This is a genomic window from Actinoplanes solisilvae (genome assembly GCF_003999975.1).
GTDB lineage: Bacteria > Actinomycetota > Actinomycetes > Mycobacteriales > Micromonosporaceae > Actinoplanes > Actinoplanes solisilvae.
Genome location: NZ_RJAC01000004.1, coordinates 394,389 through 410,482, shown reverse-complemented (window position 1 = coordinate 410,482; position 16,094 = coordinate 394,389). Strand labels below are relative to the sequence as shown.

The 16,094-nt window shown below is 72.8% G+C and carries 17 protein-coding genes; 10 read left to right on the top strand and 7 right to left on the bottom strand.

Annotation, left to right across the window (positions count from 1 at the left end):
- Window positions 1–26: 26 nt before the first annotated feature.
- The 3 genes from EER30_RS15325 to EER30_RS15315 are packed head-to-tail and all read right to left on the bottom strand — an operon-like array spanning window position 27 to window position 1,927.
- A complete protein-coding gene (locus EER30_RS15325; RefSeq protein ID WP_127501089.1) occupies window positions 27–458 on the bottom strand; it encodes a GNAT family N-acetyltransferase in 432 nt (143 codons plus the stop codon).
- Window positions 459–491: 33 nt separating this feature from the next.
- The gene (locus EER30_RS15320) at window positions 492–1,262 is read right to left on the bottom strand and encodes an NAD(P)-dependent oxidoreductase (RefSeq protein ID WP_127501088.1); all 771 of its coding nucleotides are present in this window, start codon (window positions 1,260–1,262) and stop codon (window positions 492–494) included.
- On the bottom strand, window positions 1,259–1,927 hold the full coding sequence (locus tag EER30_RS15315; RefSeq protein ID WP_127501087.1) for a GntR family transcriptional regulator: 669 nt from the start codon (window positions 1,925–1,927) through the stop codon (window positions 1,259–1,261). The genes EER30_RS15320 and EER30_RS15315 overlap by 4 nt, the downstream gene beginning before the upstream one ends.
- A 120-nt stretch (window positions 1,928–2,047) precedes the next feature.
- Here EER30_RS15315 and EER30_RS15310 point away from each other — a divergent pair, with 120 nt between their 5' ends.
- The 4 genes from EER30_RS15310 (at window position 2,048) to EER30_RS15295 (ending at window position 5,184) form a co-directional block, all read left to right on the top strand.
- The gene (locus EER30_RS15310; protein WP_127501086.1) at window positions 2,048–2,764 is read left to right on the top strand and encodes a PIG-L deacetylase family protein; all 717 of its coding nucleotides are present in this window, start codon (window positions 2,048–2,050) and stop codon (window positions 2,762–2,764) included.
- Complete coding sequence (locus tag EER30_RS15305) at window positions 2,761–3,465, top strand: 4-carboxy-4-hydroxy-2-oxoadipate aldolase/oxaloacetate decarboxylase (protein WP_127501085.1); 705 nt, start codon at window positions 2,761–2,763, stop codon at window positions 3,463–3,465. Before EER30_RS15310 ends, EER30_RS15305 begins: the two co-directional genes overlap by 4 nt.
- A 157-nt stretch (window positions 3,466–3,622) precedes the next feature.
- Window positions 3,623–4,201 carry a GNAT family N-acetyltransferase gene (locus EER30_RS15300; protein WP_127501178.1) on the top strand — a complete coding sequence of 193 codons (579 nt, stop codon included), beginning with the start codon at window positions 3,623–3,625 and terminating at the stop codon, window positions 4,199–4,201.
- Window positions 4,202–4,263: 62 nt separating this feature from the next.
- Window positions 4,264–5,184 (top strand): S66 peptidase family protein, encoded by a 921-nt coding sequence (locus EER30_RS15295; RefSeq protein ID WP_127501084.1) that lies wholly within the window; start codon window positions 4,264–4,266, stop codon window positions 5,182–5,184.
- A gap of 9 nt (window positions 5,185–5,193) precedes the next feature.
- Here EER30_RS15295 and EER30_RS15290 read toward each other — a convergent pair whose 3' ends face one another.
- On the bottom strand, window positions 5,194–5,574 hold the full coding sequence (locus tag EER30_RS15290; RefSeq protein WP_127501083.1) for a VOC family protein: 381 nt from the start codon (window positions 5,572–5,574) through the stop codon (window positions 5,194–5,196).
- Window positions 5,575–5,808: 234 nt separating this feature from the next.
- Between EER30_RS15290 and EER30_RS15285 the strand changes: the two genes are divergently transcribed.
- Genes EER30_RS15285 through EER30_RS15265 form a run of 5 tightly spaced genes read left to right on the top strand, consistent with a single transcriptional unit; the run spans window position 5,809 to window position 12,447 of the window.
- Entirely contained in the window at window positions 5,809–7,710 is a 1,902-nt protein-coding gene (locus tag EER30_RS15285) for a hybrid sensor histidine kinase/response regulator (protein WP_240670026.1), read from the top strand.
- Between the two features lie 17 nt (window positions 7,711–7,727).
- Complete coding sequence (lhgO, locus tag EER30_RS15280) at window positions 7,728–8,924, top strand: L-2-hydroxyglutarate oxidase (protein ID WP_127501082.1); 1,197 nt, start codon at window positions 7,728–7,730, stop codon at window positions 8,922–8,924.
- An 11-nt stretch (window positions 8,925–8,935) separates the two neighbouring features.
- The gene (locus EER30_RS15275; protein ID WP_127501081.1) at window positions 8,936–9,958 is read left to right on the top strand and encodes a HEAT repeat domain-containing protein; all 1,023 of its coding nucleotides are present in this window, start codon (window positions 8,936–8,938) and stop codon (window positions 9,956–9,958) included.
- A 36-nt stretch (window positions 9,959–9,994) separates the two neighbouring features.
- On the top strand, window positions 9,995–10,813 hold the full coding sequence (locus tag EER30_RS15270) for an SAM-dependent methyltransferase (protein ID WP_127501080.1): 819 nt from the start codon (window positions 9,995–9,997) through the stop codon (window positions 10,811–10,813).
- Window positions 10,810–12,447 (top strand): putative bifunctional diguanylate cyclase/phosphodiesterase, encoded by a 1,638-nt coding sequence (locus EER30_RS15265; protein WP_127501079.1) that lies wholly within the window; start codon window positions 10,810–10,812, stop codon window positions 12,445–12,447. The genes EER30_RS15270 and EER30_RS15265 overlap by 4 nt, the downstream gene beginning before the upstream one ends.
- On the opposite strand, the gene EER30_RS15260 is transcribed toward EER30_RS15265, so the two are convergent.
- Genes EER30_RS15260 through EER30_RS15250 form a run of 3 tightly spaced genes read right to left on the bottom strand, consistent with a single transcriptional unit; the run spans window position 12,438 to window position 15,626 of the window.
- Window positions 12,438–14,450, bottom strand: coding sequence for an FtsX-like permease family protein (locus EER30_RS15260; RefSeq protein ID WP_127501078.1), 2,013 nt, complete (start codon window positions 14,448–14,450; stop codon window positions 12,438–12,440). The genes EER30_RS15265 and EER30_RS15260 overlap by 10 nt on opposite strands.
- Window positions 14,447–15,103: an ABC transporter ATP-binding protein gene (locus EER30_RS15255; RefSeq protein WP_127501077.1), complete on the bottom strand. Its 657-nt coding sequence runs from the start codon at window positions 15,101–15,103 to the stop codon at window positions 14,447–14,449. Before EER30_RS15255 ends, EER30_RS15260 begins: the two co-directional genes overlap by 4 nt.
- Window positions 15,078–15,626 carry a PadR family transcriptional regulator gene (locus EER30_RS15250; protein ID WP_127501076.1) on the bottom strand — a complete coding sequence of 183 codons (549 nt, stop codon included), beginning with the start codon at window positions 15,624–15,626 and terminating at the stop codon, window positions 15,078–15,080. Before EER30_RS15250 ends, EER30_RS15255 begins: the two co-directional genes overlap by 26 nt.
- A gap of 99 nt (window positions 15,627–15,725) precedes the next feature.
- On the opposite strand from EER30_RS15250, the gene EER30_RS15245 reads away from it, so the two are divergent.
- Window positions 15,726–16,094 carry a CU044_2847 family protein gene (locus EER30_RS15245; protein WP_127501075.1) on the top strand — a complete coding sequence of 123 codons (369 nt, stop codon included), beginning with the start codon at window positions 15,726–15,728 and terminating at the stop codon, window positions 16,092–16,094.

Genomic DNA, 16,094 nt, shown 5'->3' with positions numbered 1-16,094 from the left:
CGGTCGAGGGTGTGCTCCTGCCGGCGCTAGAGCGCCTTGGCCATCTTGCGACCGGTCTCGACGTAGCCGAGTTGCTCGTACAGGTTGCGGGCGCCGTGGTTGTGGGCGAAGACGTGCAGGCCGATGGTCGTCGCGCCGTTGTCCCGGCTCCAGCGTTCGCCGGCCTCCATGATGGCGCGGCCGTAGCCTTGCCGGCGCTGGTCCTGCTCGACGGCGACGTTGTAGACGAACGCGGTCGTGCCGGTGAGCTTCAGCCAGAGGAAACCAACCCGGCGCTCGCCGTCGTAGGCGTACCAGAGGTGGTTCCCGGGCGTCTCGGCGCCGTCGGGGAGCAGGTTCGCGTAGGTCTCGGCGGCCTCGGCCGCCGCCGCCTCGGCCGGTGCGCCGGTGCGGGCGACGCTCTGGGCGTAGTGCGCCTCCGCGTCGGCCTTCCAGGGTGCGAACTGTTCGTCGGTCATCGGTTCAAGCCGTACTTTTACCACGCCTTCAGCTTAGGCCTCGGGGTTTTGCCTCAGGTCGGCGAGCCAGTCTCGGCTGGCCCGGGCGACCCGGGCCGGGACTCCGAGGGAGTGGAGCAGCTTGGCGGCGGCCGCCATCTCGTCCTCACGGCGGGCGGCGTGCAGGCGGGAGCCCTCGACGATGCGGTCGAGAGTGCGGTCGTCGCTGCGGGTGAGCTCGGCGCGGATGTCGGCGGCCAGCCAGTCCTCCAGGCCCGCCTGTCGCGCGGCGGCGAGGGCCTCGGTGACGGCGGCGGACATGCCCTTGTAGAAGACGCTGCGCAACAGCTTGCGGGTGGCGGCGGCACCGACCGGGCCGTCGATCACGTCGATCACAGCGCCGTAGGGGGTGAGAACGGCGGCCAGGTCGTGAGCTTTCGGGCCGCTGGCGGTCATCGGGGTGCGCAGTCCGCGGCCGGGGACGGGCGCCATCAGGGCCACGTCCACCACGGATACGGTGTTGCCGGCCGCGTCCCGCAGGGCTTCCTTCAGGGTCGGGGCCGAGGTGTTGAGGTCGGCCCAGAGCGTGCCGGGGCGGCAGCCGGGTAGGGCGTTGTCGAGAGCGGCCCGTGCCTCGTGGGCGGTGGTGAGGCTGAGGACCACGTCGGCGTCGCGACAGGCCTCAAGGTCACTGCCCTTCATGCGTACGCCGTCAAGGTGTTCTCTTGCCGGGTCGAAGCCCTGGACCGTCGCGCCGGCGGCGGCCAGGTCGGCCGCTATCCGGCTGCCCGCCTCGCCGAGGCCCAGCACGGCGATCGTCGTCATGCCGGGCCGCTCAGGTAGTCGAGCGTCCGCAGGGCTTCGAAGACGCTGGCTATGTGCTCGCGCATCGCGGACTCGGCGGCCTTGGGGTCGCGGGCGCGGACGGCGGCGATGATGCGCTCGTGCTGGGGCAGCGAGACCTGCGGGCGGCCGGGCAGCACCGACAGCATGAACTGGTGGCGCACGAGCTGGCCGCGCAACGTCTCGACGATCTGGTCGGCCGTCTCATGGGCGGCGATCTCGCGCAGCAGCGAGTGCAGGCGGTGATTGAGGTCGCTGTAGCGGAAGTGCTCCTCGGCCTCGACGGCGTGGCGCATCAGCACGCCGATCTCGGCCAGCTCGCTCGCCTGCCGATCGGTGACGCGCTCGGCCGCGCGGGCGGCGATCAGGCCCTCGAGCACCATGCGGACCTCGGTGATCTCGAGCGCCTCGCGCAGCGAGACCTTGCGCACCTGGGCGCCGCGGTTGTGCTCGAGCACGACGAGACCCTCGGTGGCCAGGCTGTGCAGGGCCGCGCGCACGGTGAAGCGGCTGGCGTCGAACCGCTCGATGAGCTGGGCCTCGACGAGGCGCTCGCCGGGCAGGTATTCGCCGTGCAGGATCGCGGCGCGCAGGCCGTGGCGGACCTGTGCGGCGCCCGTCTCGCCCGGCCGAGGTGTCGATGGCACCAGGTCAGTCTTCCTATGTGCCAACAATATTGTCAACGATTGCTCCCCGATGCGGCTCGGCGCTAACGTTTGCGCACCGCAAATCGCTGACGAGATTGTTGACAATCTGCTGGAGGCTTGATGCTGCTCGTTCTCACGGCCCACCCCGGCGACTTCGTGTGGCGTGCGGCGGGCGCCATCGCGCTGGCGACCTCGCGCGGCGGGCGGGCGGTGATCGGCTGCATGAGCTTCGGCGAGCGCGGCGAGTCGGCGTCGCTGTGGCGCAAGGGCCACACGCTCGACGAGATCAAGGCCCAGCGCCGGGCCGAGGCCGAGAAGGCGGCGGCCGTGCTCGGGGCCGAGATCCGGTTCTACGACGCCGGCGACTATCCGCTGACCGCGACGCCCGAGCTGACCCGCAGCCTCATCGACCTCTATCGCGAGGTGCAGCCGACCGTGGTGCTGACCCACGCGGCCGCCGACCCCTACAACCACGACCACGCGACCGCGCACGCCATCGCGCTGCGCGCCCGCGTGCTCGCCCAGGCGCCCGGTGTCGAGGGGCCGGGCGAGGTGATCGGCGCGCCACCGGTGTTCTGCTTCGAGCCCCACCAGCCCGAGCAGTGCGGCTTCGTGCCCGACGTGCTGCTCGACGTCACCGGGGTGTGGGAACGCAAACGCGAGGCCATGCAGGTGCTGGCCGCCCAGAAACACCTGTGGAACTACTACACCGAGCTGGGCGCGCGGCGCGGGCTGCAGGCCTCCCGCAACTCGGGGCCAAACCTGGGGCTGCCCGACGACACCCGCGCCGAGGCCTACCAGCGGGTGTTCCCCCAGGTGACCAGGGTGTTGTCGTGAACCGCGCTGTCGTGAACCGGCACGTGGTCGTCCGGCGGGTGCCCCGGGTGGCGGCCGAGGTGCTCGCCGGGCTCGCTTCGGCGGGAGTGTCCACGGTGCACGAGGCCGACGGGCGGCGCGGCGCGCTCGACCCGGCGCTGCGGCCGATCCAGACCGGCGCGCGGGTGGCCGGGTCGGCGGTCACCGTGTCCTGCCATCCCGGCGACAACCTCATGATCCACGCGGCGGTCGAGGTGTGCGCGCCGGGCGACCTGCTCGTCGTGACGACCACGTCGCCCTCGACCGACGGCATGGTGGGAGAGCTGCTGGCGATCTCCCTGTCCGCGCGCGGGGTCGTGGGGGTGGTGCTCGACGCGGGCGTGCGCGACGTCGCCGAGCTGCGAGCGATGGGGTTTCCGGTGTGGGCGCGCGCGGTCAGCCCGCGGGGCACGGTGAAGGCCAGCCCGGGGTCGGTGAACGTGCCGGTGGTGTGCGGCGGGCAGTCGATCGCCGCCGGCGACGCGGTGGTGGCCGACGACGACGGTGTCGTGGTGGTGCCCCATTCGCGGGCGAATTCCGTGCTGTCGGCCGCTCGGGCGCGACTGGAGTCCGAGACGGCCAAGCGGGCCCGGCTGGCGGGCGGAGAACTGGGCGTCGACATGTACGAGTTGCGGCCCCTGCTCGACAAGCTGGGTGTCGTCTACGTCGACGAGGCGCCATGAGCGGCGTCCCGGTTCTGGTGATGCGGGGCGGCACTGCTACCTCCGTCGGCTGTCCGGGTGCGGACCAGGGCGTACGACCGTCCGGTGCGCTGGTCACATGGCCACTGACGCCGCTGGCGGCGAAGAATTCACTCGCGGCACTGGTTATGTTCGCGGCATGCGTGCCATCACGAGCGATCGCCTGCTGATGCGCCCCTGGCGCGACGACGATGCCGACTTCCTGCTGGATCTCGAATCGCGCTGGGAGGTCGTCCGCTTCCTCGGCGCCCGTCCGACGACCATGAGGACGCGGGAGGACGCGCTCGCGTCGATCCGGCGGCGCCGTGCCATCGACCATCCCGTGCACGGCATCTGGGCGATCGCCACCGCGAACGGCGGTCCGGTCGGAAACGTCCTGCTCAAGCCGATCCCGCTGTCGGCCGGGGAGCTTGCCGGCGCGACGGACGAGGTCGAGATCGGCTGGCACCTGCACCCGGATGCCTGGGGACACGGTTACGCCACGGAAGCGGCGAGGGCCGTCCTTGCCGACGCGTTCCACCGCGGGCTGCGGAGGGTCCTGGCCGTGACGGACCCGGGGAACCACGCATCGCGGGCCGTGTGCCGGCGGCTCGACATGACGGCACTCGGTCGCACCTCCCGGTACTACGACACCGTCAACGAACTGTACGAGACAGCGTCCGGAGGGAAGCGTCGCCGAGTTGCGGGCGCACCATCCCTGCCCCCACCAACCCATTGACCTGCGTCGACGCGTGGCGGGCGGGCGGGGTGAGGCCGCGGCCCTGAGTAGGCTGCGTGGTCATGATCAAGGCGAGTCGGCTGGTGCCGGGGGATCTGGTGGCGCTGGTGTCGCCGTCGGGGGCCAGTGAGGCGGGGCGCATCGCGGCCACCGTTTCGGTCCTCGAGGGGTGGGGGCTGCGGGTGCGGCTCGGGGCGCACGCGGGCGGGCGGCACGCGTTCTTCGCCGGCACGGACGACGAGCGGCTGGCCGACCTCAACGACGCACTGCGCGACCCGGACGTGCGCGGGGTGTTCTGCATGCGTGGCGGTTACGGCATGCAGCGCATCGTCGACCGGGTCGACTTCGGCGCGGTGCGGGCCGACCCGAAGGTGGTCATCGGGTTCTCGGACATCACGGCGCTGCACGCGGCGCTGTGGACCGAGGCCGGCCTGGTGTCGGTGCACGGGCCGACCGGCGGCCAGTTCGAGCGCGGACCCGAATCGCTGACCGTCCGGTCGGCCCGGCAGGTGGTCACCCGGAGCGAGTCGATCACGGTCAGCGCGGACCCGGCCGAACCCAGCCACGCCGTCCGCGCTGACGGCGTCGCCGAGGGGACGCTGCTCGGCGGGAACCTGGCCATGCTGGTCAGCACGGTCGGCACCCGCCACGCCCTCGACACGAGGGGCGCGATCCTGCTGCTCGAGGACATCAACGAGGAACCGTTCCGGGTCGACCGCATGCTGGTCCACCTGCGCCGCGCCGGCTGGTTCGACGGCCTGCGCGGGATCGCGCTCGGTCAGTTCACCGCCTGCGACGGCACCGACGCGGGTTACCCGCCGATCGTCGACGTGCTGCGCGAACAGCTCACCTCCCTGGGGATCCCGGTGCTGGGCGGCCTGCCCATCGGCCACGGCGACGACCAGTCGGCCGTCGGCCTCGGCGTCACCGCGCGCCTGGACACTGCCGCCGGCACCCTGGTGGTCGACCCCGCCGTCAGCTGACGGTTGCGGCTACTTCTCGGCCCAGACGCCCAGTTCGTTGCCGCTGGGGTCGGTGAAATGGAAGCGGCGGCCGCCGGGGAACTCGTAAGGACCCTCGATGACCCGGCCACCGGCGGCCTGCACGGCGACGACCGACGCGTCGAGGTCGGACGAGAACAGCAGGACCAGGGGGCCGCCGACGCCGACGGTCTCGCCCGCGCGCAAGCCGCCGACCTCAGCGGAGCCGGAACCGGAACCGGAGCCGGGGCGGCGAATGCCCGCGTAGTCGGGGCCGTAGTCGTTGAACTGCCAGCCGAACGCCTCGCCGTAGAACTGCTTGGCCGCGGGCAGGTCGCCGACCGTGATCTCGATGTAGTCGATGACGTGGTGGTGATGCGTCTGCTCGGTCATGGCGGCCATCGTGCTCCGGGGGTACGACAATTTCGGCGTCGGCCGAGCGCTGTTGTGCCCGGGGCGGCAGGTTCCGGCTGTTGGGGGTCAGCGGCCTCGGCCACAAGCGGGCCACCCGGGCGGGGGCTGCACCTCGACGGGCGGCCGGGCCGCCTGCTCCTCGGCGTCGGCGGGCGGCGCTGCATATCTGCGAGATCGGCTCAGGTCGGGAGCGCGACGGCCGATAGGGCGATCGTGCCGGAACAGGTCTATCTTCTCGGCAACCTCGTCATCATGGTTGCGTACGCCGCGATCATGATGGCGATCATCGTGCCGATCGCCCGTGCGGGGCAGCTGCGCAGCAACACGCTCGGCGTGGCCACCGCGATGATCTTCTTCACCTGCTCGGTGGGGCACGGGTTGCACGGGTACGCGGCGATCCGCGACATCGAGCATCTCAGCACGGCCTTCATCTGGCCGTCGGCGATCTGGGACGCGTTCACCGCCGCCGTCGGCGTCTACTACTGGACGCTGCGCCGCAGCTACAAGGTGCTGCTCGAGGGCGGGACGATCTACAGCTCGCCGGGCGAGCAGCACCGCCTGGCCGAGGCCGACGCCCGCGAACTGGCCGCGCTGAACGCGGCCGAGAAGCACCGGGCGACCCTGGCCGCGGTGGTCGAGCACACCGACGACGCGATCATCGGCGTGAACCTCGAGGCGAGGGTGACGGCGTGGAACCGGGGCGCCGAGCGCCTGTTCGGCTACAACGCGGGTGCGATGATCGGGCAGCCGATGTCGCTGTTCTCGGGCGATGCGAGCGCGGCCGCCGACCAGCTCTCGATGATTGCCCGCATCCGGCACGGCGAGCGCCGCATCCACTATGAGGCCCGCCGGGTGCACCGCAACGGCTCCCCGCTCGAGCTGTCGGTCAACATGGCCCCGATCCGGGACGCCGCGGGCGTGGTCACCGGCGCGTCGATCACCGCCCGGGAGATCAGCGCGCTCAAGGAGGAGGCCGACAGGCGGCGGGCCGAGGAGGACCGGGCGATCCAGGCGCAGCGCATGGAGAGCCTGGGCAAGCTGGCCGGCGGCATCGCCCACGACTTCAACAACATCCTGGCGATCATCGTCAACTACACCGAGTTCGCCATCGAGGAGACCAAGGACCAGGGCGTACGCGACGACCTCGCGCATGTGCGCTCGGCGGCCGACCGGGCCATGGCCCTGACCCGCCAGCTGCTCACCTTCACCCGCGGTGACGGCGCCCAGCCCCGCGACCTCGACCTGAACGCCGCGCTCGAGGAGGCCCGCGAGGCGCTCGCGGCCGACGTCGGCGAGAACGTCAGCATCACCACCCGGCCCGCGTCCGGCCCGTTGAGCGTGCACGCCGACCCGGGCCAGCTGCGGCAGGTGCTGCACGCGCTGGCCGTCAACGCCCGCGACGCCATGCCCGAGGGCGGCACGCTCGTGCTCGAGGCGAACACCGCCGAGGGGCCGCCCGGCCTGCCGCCGGGGGTCTATGCCCGGCTGCTGGTCAGCGACACCGGCGAGGGCATGACGCCGGAGGTCGCCGAGCGCGTCTTCGAACCGTTCTTCACGACCAAGCCGGGCAAGGGCGCCGGCATGGGGCTGTCCACGGCGTACGGGATCGTCAGCGAGGCCGGCGGGTCGATCGCCGTCTACACCGAGCCCAGGGTCGGCACGACGTTCCGCATCTATCTGCCGCTGACAACCGTCCCCGGGATGCCGGGTCACCGGTCCGCGCCACCGTCGGGCGACGGCCGTACGGTGCTGGTCGTCGAGCACGAACCGGCGCTGATGCGGGCGGCGACACGCATCCTCACCGTGGCCGGCTATCAGGTGCTCGCCGCCTCGACCGGGCCCGAAGCACTGGTGGTGCTGGGCGACCGGCAGGTCGACGGGCTGGTGACCGACGTGGTCATGCCCGACATGAGCGGGCCGCGGCTGGCCGAGCTGCTGCACGAGCGGTGGCCGGACCTGCCTGTCGTGTTCATGTCGGGCTACAGCAGCGGCATGCTCGACGTGTCCGGCATGCTCGCGCCGGGCAGCCCGTTCGTCGAGAAACCGTTCACGGCCAGTGATCTGCTGCACCGCGTGCACGACGCGCTGGGGGACCGTACGCATTCGGCGGTGTGATGGTGTAGACCGTGTGCATGGCGGATGAGATCGTCGGCGTGGTCGGGGCGGGGATCGTCGGGCTGGCGATCGCCCGTGAGCTGACGTTGCGCCGACCGGGCACCCGGGTCGTGGTCATCGAGAAGGAGGACCGGGTCGCGGCCCACCAGACCGGGCACAACTCGGGGGTCGTGCACGCGGGCATCTATTACCCGCCGGGCAGTCTGAAGGCGCGGTTGTGCACCCGGGGCGGCGCGATGCTGCGCGAATACTGCGCCGAGCGCGGGATAGCGTACGAGGCCTGTGGGAAGCTGGTCGTCGCGGTGACGCCCGAAGACGTGCCGCGGCTCGATGCGCTGGCCGTGCGGGCCGAGGCCAATCAGGTGCCGGGGCTGCGCCGGGTCGGGCCGCAAGAGATCAAGGACATCGAGCCGTACGCAACCGGGCTCGCCGCGCTGCATTCGCCACACACCGCGATCACCGACTATCCCGCGATCAGCCGGGCCTTCGCCGACGACGTCATCGCGGCCGGGGGCGAGGTCCGGTTCGGTTTCCCGGTCACCGGGGTGACGCCGTCGGGTGGTGGGCTCGTGGTGTCGTCGCGGGACGCGGAGGTGCGGGTCGACCAGCTCGTCATCTGCGCGGGGATCCAGAGCGATCTCGTGGCGCGGCTGGCGGGGGACGATGCGGCGCCGCGGATCGTGCCGTTCCGCGGGGAGTACATGAGGGTGCGCCCCGAGAAGACCCATCTTGTCCGCGGCATGATCTATCCGGTGCCCGACCCGCGCTACCCGTTCCTGGGGGTGCATTTCACGCGGCGGGTCAACGGCGAGGTCGAGGTCGGGCCCAACGCGGTGCTGGCGACGGCGCGCGAGGGCTACGGGTGGGGCGACATCTCGCCGGCCGACCTGGCCGGCATCGCCTCGTGGCCGGGCATGTGGCGCATGGCGGCCAAGCACTGGCGTACGGGGATCCGGGAGATGTACGGGTCGGTGTCGAAGCGCGCCTACATGACAGCGGCGCGGCGCTACGTGCCCGAGATCGGCGCGGCCGACGTCGAACGGGCGGGCTCGGGCGTACGGGCCCAGGCTCTCGACCGTGACGGCAGCCTGGTCGACGACTTCCGCATCCACCGGATCGGCCCGGTCACGGCCGTGCGAAACGCGCCCTCGCCGGCGGCCACGTCGAGCATGGCCATCGCCGCCCACGTGGTCGACGGACTCTCCACTTTGTAATATCTCTCGCCATGATCAACTGGGATGACTGGGCATCGGCGCGTGAGATGACCGGCTCGGAAGGGGTGCTCTGGGCGGCCGAGCACGCAGACCTGGAAATGCTGCAGGACCTGCTCGACACGGCAGAGGACGAGGATCAGCCGCTCCCTTCCCTGCCGGAGGCGCTCGAGGCGGCCCGCGGGTGGCTGACGGTCGACGAGGAGGCCGAGGCCCGGCGGCGTGGCGCGGCCGGGGCCCCCGAGCGGGTGCCGCACGGCGACGGCAGCTATCAGGTCGTGCGGGTGGGTGTCTACGGGCTGGCCCACCGAGCCGTCGTCACCGAGCTGGAGAGGCGGCTCGGCGTGGAACCGGCGGCCGTGGAACTGCTCGAACGGGCGCTGCACTACGGCGACCCGGCCTCGGTCGACTGGCTCGCCTCGGTGGTCGCGCTGGGGACGCGGGAGCCCGCGATCGACCAGTTCCGGTGGGCGGCCGCACGTATCGGCGATCCGCGGGTGCTCGTGCGACGGTTCGCGGCCGACCTGGTCGAGCTGCTCAGCTATGAGCGGCCGCCGTTCCAGGGCGAGGCGGCCGAGGCGGTGCGGCCACGGCTGGCCGCCGAGTCGGACGCCGGGGTGCTGCTGAGCCTGGTCAAGGCGTACGCCGAATATCGCCAACCGCAGGGGCTGAGCGTGCTGATCCCGCTCGCGCGGCACGCCGATCCGGCCGTACGGGTCGAGGTGGCGTGGCGGCTCGACGACCTGGCCACGCTGTTCGAGCTGGCCGACGACCCGGTCGCGCGGGTGCGGGCCAACGCCCTGGCCAACATCCTGCGCACCGACCGCGGATCTTCGGGCGCGCTGGCCGCGTACGCCCGGCATCGCGACGACCGCGACGAGGAGGTCCGGGTCGAGGCGCTGGCCGGGCTGGCCCGGCACGGCGACGACGTGGCCCTGGAGGAGCTTCGCGCGATCGCCGAGCGGCAGCCGGGATGGGTGGCCCGATCACGATACGACGGGGTGGTGGCCGAGCGATCGCTCCACTTTGGGCAGTAGACTATCCGTCTGCATCAATATGACGTGGGGGCGGGGATGACCGAATCGTACGGATGGGTGCCGGAAGGTGTGGACATCGCGGTGCCGGACGCGTCGCGGGTCTACGACTACGCGCTCGGCGGCGTGCACAACTTCGCCGTCGACCGCGAGTTCTGGCACCGGGCCGAGAAGATGTTCCCCGAAGCGCGGCTGGTCGCCCGGGCCAACCGCGCCTTCCTCGGCCGGGCCGTGCGCCGCCTGACCGCGCTCGGCGTGCGCCAGTTCCTCGACATCGGCTCGGGCATCCCCACGCTCGGCAACGTGCACGAGGTCGCCCAGGACGCTGACCCCGAGGCCCGGGTCATGTACGTCGACATCGACCCGATCGCCGTTCAGCAGAGCCGCAGCCTGCTCACCGGCAACCCGTACGCCCGGGTGATCGAGGGCGACCTGCGCAAGCCCGACAGCATCCTCTACCACCCGGACGTGCTCGACCTGTTCGACTTCTCCGAGCCGCTGGCCGTGCTCACCGTGGCCGTGCTGCATTTCGTGCCCGACGAGGCCGACCCGGCCGCCATCCTGCACCGTCTCGGCGAGCCGCTGGTCAACGGCAGCTACCTGGTCGTCTCGCACCTTGGCCCCGAGGTGACGCCCGAGGGCCGAGAACGGCAGGAGCTCGCCCGGCAGCTCTACGAGAAGACGCCCACCCCGGTCGTCATCCGCACCCGCGAGCAGATCACCGCGCTGATCGGCGACGAGTTCGAGCTGGTCGAGCCGGGCGTGGTCAGCGCGACCGACTGGCATCCCGACCCCGACGAGGCCGGCGAGCCCCCGCAGCCCACGGCCCTGGTCACCCTCGCCCGCAAACAGGCATGACCGGGCTCGCGGCGCTCACCGACGACTGGTTGCGTGGGGTCGCGGCGGCCGGTTTCGTCCCGGGAGTGCGCGCTCGGGCGCGGGCCGCGCTGCACGATCTGCTCGAAGAGTTCGTCGCTGCGGTGCGGGCCGAGCCGTTCGACCCCGCGCCGGGCACGCGCATCGGCGCCGAACTGGTCGACCTGCGCATGTCGGCGCCGCCCGTGATCGGGACGACGGTTCACCTGTTCGCCGGGCGGCTGCCGGCGCTGCTCGGCGACGATTCCCGCGGTCGGATCCTCGAACTGCTCGACCGGCTGGTGACCGGGTTCGTCGCCGCTCAGCGCGATGCGGCCGTGCGCGCGGCCGAAGAGATGAACCGCTCGGAGAAGATCCACTGGCGGGCCGTGCAGCTCGATCTGCAGCGCCAACTGCAGCAGGCCGTGCTGCACCGGCCCGACACCGGGCTGCCCAACGAGCAGCACCTGCGCAAGACGCTCGCCGACCTGGGTGAGGGGCGGCTCGGGCTGATGCTGCTGCGGGTCGACCGCTACGACGAGCTCACCGAGGCGCTCGGGCACGACCGGGGCGCCCGGTTGCTGACCGCGGTCGCCCGGCGGCTGCGGCCGCTCGGTCTGCTCGCCCACCTGGCCGACGACCTGTTCGCCGTGCTCGTGACCGGCACCAGCGGGCCCGACGACGTGCTCAAGGTGGCTGACCAGGCGACCCGGGTGCTCGCGCCGCCGTTCCCGATCGACGGCCACCGCCTGCACGTGACCGCCACCGCGGGTCTGGTCGAGCGGCCCGCGGCCGGCGTCGATCCGGGAAGCTGGCTGCACGACGCGCGGCTCGCGCTGGGCTGGGCGCCCGAGAGTTTCACGCTGTCCGGCCCGGCGCGCCCGGAGGGTTTCGCGGTGTTCGATCCCGACCGCGCCGAGGCCGAGCGGCGCCGTCACCGGCTGGCCGCCGACATGCCGTCCGCTCTGGAGCGCGGCGAGTTCCTGCTGCACTACCAGCCCCTCGTACGGCTGGCCGACCGTGCGGTGATCGGGGTCGAGGCCCTGGCCCGCTGGCGGCGGCCGGGCGACGCCGGACTGCTCGGGCCGGGGCACTTCATCCAGCTCGCCGAGCGTACGGGCCTGATCCGGCCCCTCGGACGCCGTCTGCTCGAGGATGCCTGCCGGTGGGGTGCGGCCCGGCCCGACCTGCTGATCAGCGTCAACCTGTCGCCGGTGCAGCTGCGCGAGGCCGGGCTGGTCGGCGACGTCGCCGACATCCTGCACCGTACTGGACTGCCCGCGGCCCGGCTGCAGCTCGAGATCACCGAGACGGCCGAATCGCTGCGCTACCGCTCGGAGCTGGCGGCGCTCGGAGCCCTGGGCGTGCGGCTGGCCCTCGACGACTTCGGCACCGGCTATTCGAGCCTGGCCGTGCTGACCGCCCTGCCGTTCACCGAGGCCAAGCTGGCCGCCGAGTTCCTGCTCGGTGCCGGGCGGCGCGGCGTGCTCCGGCACATCATCGACGCCTGCCACGCGCTGGGCATGACCGTCACCGCGGAAGGCATCGAGACGGCCGAACAGGAGAGCATCCTGCGGGATCTGGGCTGTGACCACGGCCAGGGCTTCCACCTCGGACGGCCGACGCCCTACTCGTAGCGGATCGAGTCGGGCCGGGTCACGGGGCCGAGCAGGGGCAGCGCGGCCGCCGCCAGGAGCAGGGCGGCGAGGATGCCGGCGGCGAGCAGGGCCAGGGTGGTGGGTTGCGGTGGGTGCCACTGCGCCGGGTCGGTGCGGGTCATCGCGTACGCGGTGAGGAGCCCGGCGCCGAACGCGGCGACCGTCGTGAGGGTCATCGTGGCGGCCGTCTCGAGCAGGACCACCCGGCGCAGCTCGCCGAGGTGGACGCCGGACGCGCGCAGTACGGCGAACGGTCGGCGGCGTTCGGCCAGGGCGCCCAGCGTGCCCGCGGTGAGCGAGCACGCGCCGACCACCAGGACGAACAGGCACGCGGCCAGGGCGAGACCGCGCTGTCCGGTGAAGCCGTCGCCGACCGGGTCGCGGTCGCTGTTGACGATCGCGTTGGGGATCAGGGTGGCCACGGTCGTGCGGAGGGCGTTCTCGGCCGCGAGGGTGCCGTCGGTCGGGACGAACAGGTCACCGATCACCGCGCCGGGCGTCGACTCGACCCGGGGGCCGTCGGGGCGGTGCGGGCAGGTCACGTGGACCACCTGGGCCAGGTCTGCGCAGGGCACCTCCATGCCGCGGAAGCTGCGGCCGGTCAGTACGGCGCCAGGGGAGACCAGGGCGGCCACGGCCGCGGCGGACGCGCCTCCAGTGTCGATGTGGACGACTCCGGGACGCAGGGGGAGGTCCGAAGGCTGGGTGAGAGCGCCGGTGGTGCTGCCGAGGACGGTGGCGGCCCAGGCCGCGAGGGCTACGCCGCCGACGGCTCGGAAGGTCGTGCCGGGGTCGGCGGCGATGCGGCGCGCGGCGATCAGGGAGGGGACTCCCCGGCTGAGACGGGCCAGTCCCCGACCGGCCAGGACGCACAGGTAGGGGCCGGCCACGACGACGCCGACCACGGTGATCAGGGCGCCCAGCGGCCGGGCGCCGGCGAACACGAGCGCCGGCCCGGCCGCGAGGGGCAGCGCGGTCCAGGCGGTCGGCCCGCCGCGCGTTCCGAGGCCGGGTGGTCGCGAGCCGGTTGGAACCGGCGATCGCCAGGCGGCGGCGAGGACGGTCAGGAGCGGGGCGCCGACCAGGGCGGCGGCGACGATCCACGGTCGTACGCGAAGGTCGTCGAGGGGTAAACGGCCGCCGTCGAAGACGAAGGTGGCGGCTAGCACGCGCCGGGCGACGAGGTAGGCCAGCCAGCCGAGCAGAACGCCGACGGCCGCACCGATCGCGGTTTCGGTGGCGGCGACGACCGCGGTCTGCGCGCGGGTGGCGCCGGCCAGGCGGAGGGCGGCCAGGCGGGAGGCGCGGCGACCGGCCGAGATGCGCGACGCGGTGACGACGAGCAGGACCACGGGGGCCAGCAGGATGACGGCCGACGTGAGCAGGAGCGCGCGGTAGACCTGGAAGAACGCGTTGCCGCTGGGCAGGATGCCGAAGCCGTGCACCTCTCGCACCGATCGTACGGCTTGAAGATCAGCGGGCGTGCGTCCGATGACGGCGACCAGTTCGTCGGTGTGGCCCAGGCCGTCGGGCGTGATCGTCAGGGTGTCGCGGCCGGGGAACCGCTCGCCGAGCGCGGGGTAGGCGGCGATCAGAGTGCGCAGGCCGGGGGAGAACGCCACCTCGCCCGGTTGCGGTAGCCGATCGAGGCCGGGCGGCACGGGCGGTTCGGGCCCGAGGGCGGCCACGTAGGCGCGGGTCATCGGTGTGCCGTCGTGATAGTCGCTGACCGCCAGGAAGAGGGCCGCGTCGGCGGAATCGGCCGGCACCTGTTCCACGGTCGCCGCGTCCTGCCAGCCGATGCGTTCGGCGCGCTGAGCGACGGCGGTCTGCGCCGACAGGGCCAGCAGCATCAGGGCGACGCCGAGAGCCACGCCCGCGCCGGTGAGGAGCAGGCGGATCGCGGCCTCCCGCCCGCCCGTCAGCGCCAGCCGCACGCCCAGCAGCACTACGCGGCCGGTCCGGCCGGTCCGGCCGGTCATGCCGCGCCGTCGCGGACGAGGACGGTGCGGTCGGCGTACGCGGAGACCCGGGGTTCGTGGGTGACCAGCACGACGCCGGTCCGCTGGGCCCGGGCCGCGTCGACCAGGAGGTCCATGACCTGGTCGGCGGCGACCGAGTCGAGGGCGCCGGTGGGCTCGTCGGCGAAGACGACCCGGGGGCGGGCGATCAGCGCGCGGGCCAGGGCCACCCGCTGGGCCTCGCCGCCGGACAGGTCGGCCGGGCGGCGGTCGGCGGCGTCGGGCAGGCCGAGCCGGGTCAGCCAGTCGCGGGCGGCGGCCAGGGAACGCCGGCGTGGGGCGCCGGCCAGCAACAACGGCAGGGCGACGTTCTCGGCGGCGGGCAGTTCGGGGACGAGCTGGCCGAACGGGAAGACGAAGCCGAACTCGCTGCGCCGCAGGCCGGTGCGCGTGCGGTCGGGCAGGTCGTCGATGCGGCGGCCGTCCAAGCGCACCTCGCCCGCGTCGGGGGCGATGATCGCGGCCAGGCAGCGCAGCAGGGTCGACTTGCCGGAGCCGCTCGGGCCGATCACGGCGACGATCTCGCCGGCCGCCACGGTCAGCCCGGCGCCGCGCAGCGCCCGCGTGCGGCCGAACGCCTTGTGCAGGTCAACCCCGGTCAGCAGGGGTGCCATCGCGCACCTCCTCGGCCAGGGCGGCCAGCCGGGCCTCGGCGTGGTCGATCCAGCGCAGGTCGGCCTCGATGTGGAACAGCCGGTAGTCGGCGAGCATCGCCGCCTGGGTGCCGGGGGAGCGGCGGCGCTCGGCGGTCAGCTCGCGCATCGCGTCGAGGTGCTTCACGCGCTGCGCGTCGAGGAAGGTGGCGGCGGGACGGCCGGAGAGCAGCGCGAGCACGACCTTGGTGAACAGGACGGACTGGAGCATCGGCTCGGGCTCGGCCGGCTCGCCCAGCCAGGCGTCGAGGTCGGCGACGCCCTCGGGGGTGATGGCGTAGCGCTTGCGGTCGGGCCCGGCGCCGGACTCGACGGCGGTCACCTCGATGCGGCCGTCGCGGGTGAGCTGGGCCAGCGTGCGGTAGATCTGGCCGAAGCGCACCGGGCGGGCCGCGCCGAACCGGCGATCGTAGGACTGCTTGAGGTCGTAGCCGTGGCGGTCGGCCTCTTCGAGAAGGCCGAGCAGGGCGTAGGACACCGTCATGCGAACCGTTATACCCGCCGGGTATACCCGGCGTACATACGGTGGTGTGCCAGGAAATGCCGATAGGGTCTAAGTCCGTCTCCAGAGGAGGGTCTTTCAGTGCCGAACGAGCTCCTGCAGGTTCAGGCCGACGACGGCAGCGTCGTCCTCATCGAGATCGAGGCGCCCGACGCGGGGTCGGGTGAGGTGGCGTTCGACGGCAAGGTGTTCAAGGCGCGCGAGTCGCTCGAGACCGCGCTCGTCGACGTGCGGACGGCCGCGCTCAAGACGCTCGAGACGTTCCGCCAGGCGGCCGACGCACCCGAGACGGTCGAGCTCGAATTCGGCGTCAAGTTCAAGGCCGAGTCCGAGTCGGCGGTCTTCGCTCGGACGGCTTCCGAGGGACACATCGTGGTGCGGCTGAGCTGGTCGGGCCACGGGTCCGCGGTCGGACGGCCGTGGCTCGACGACGACGCCGACGACGAATAG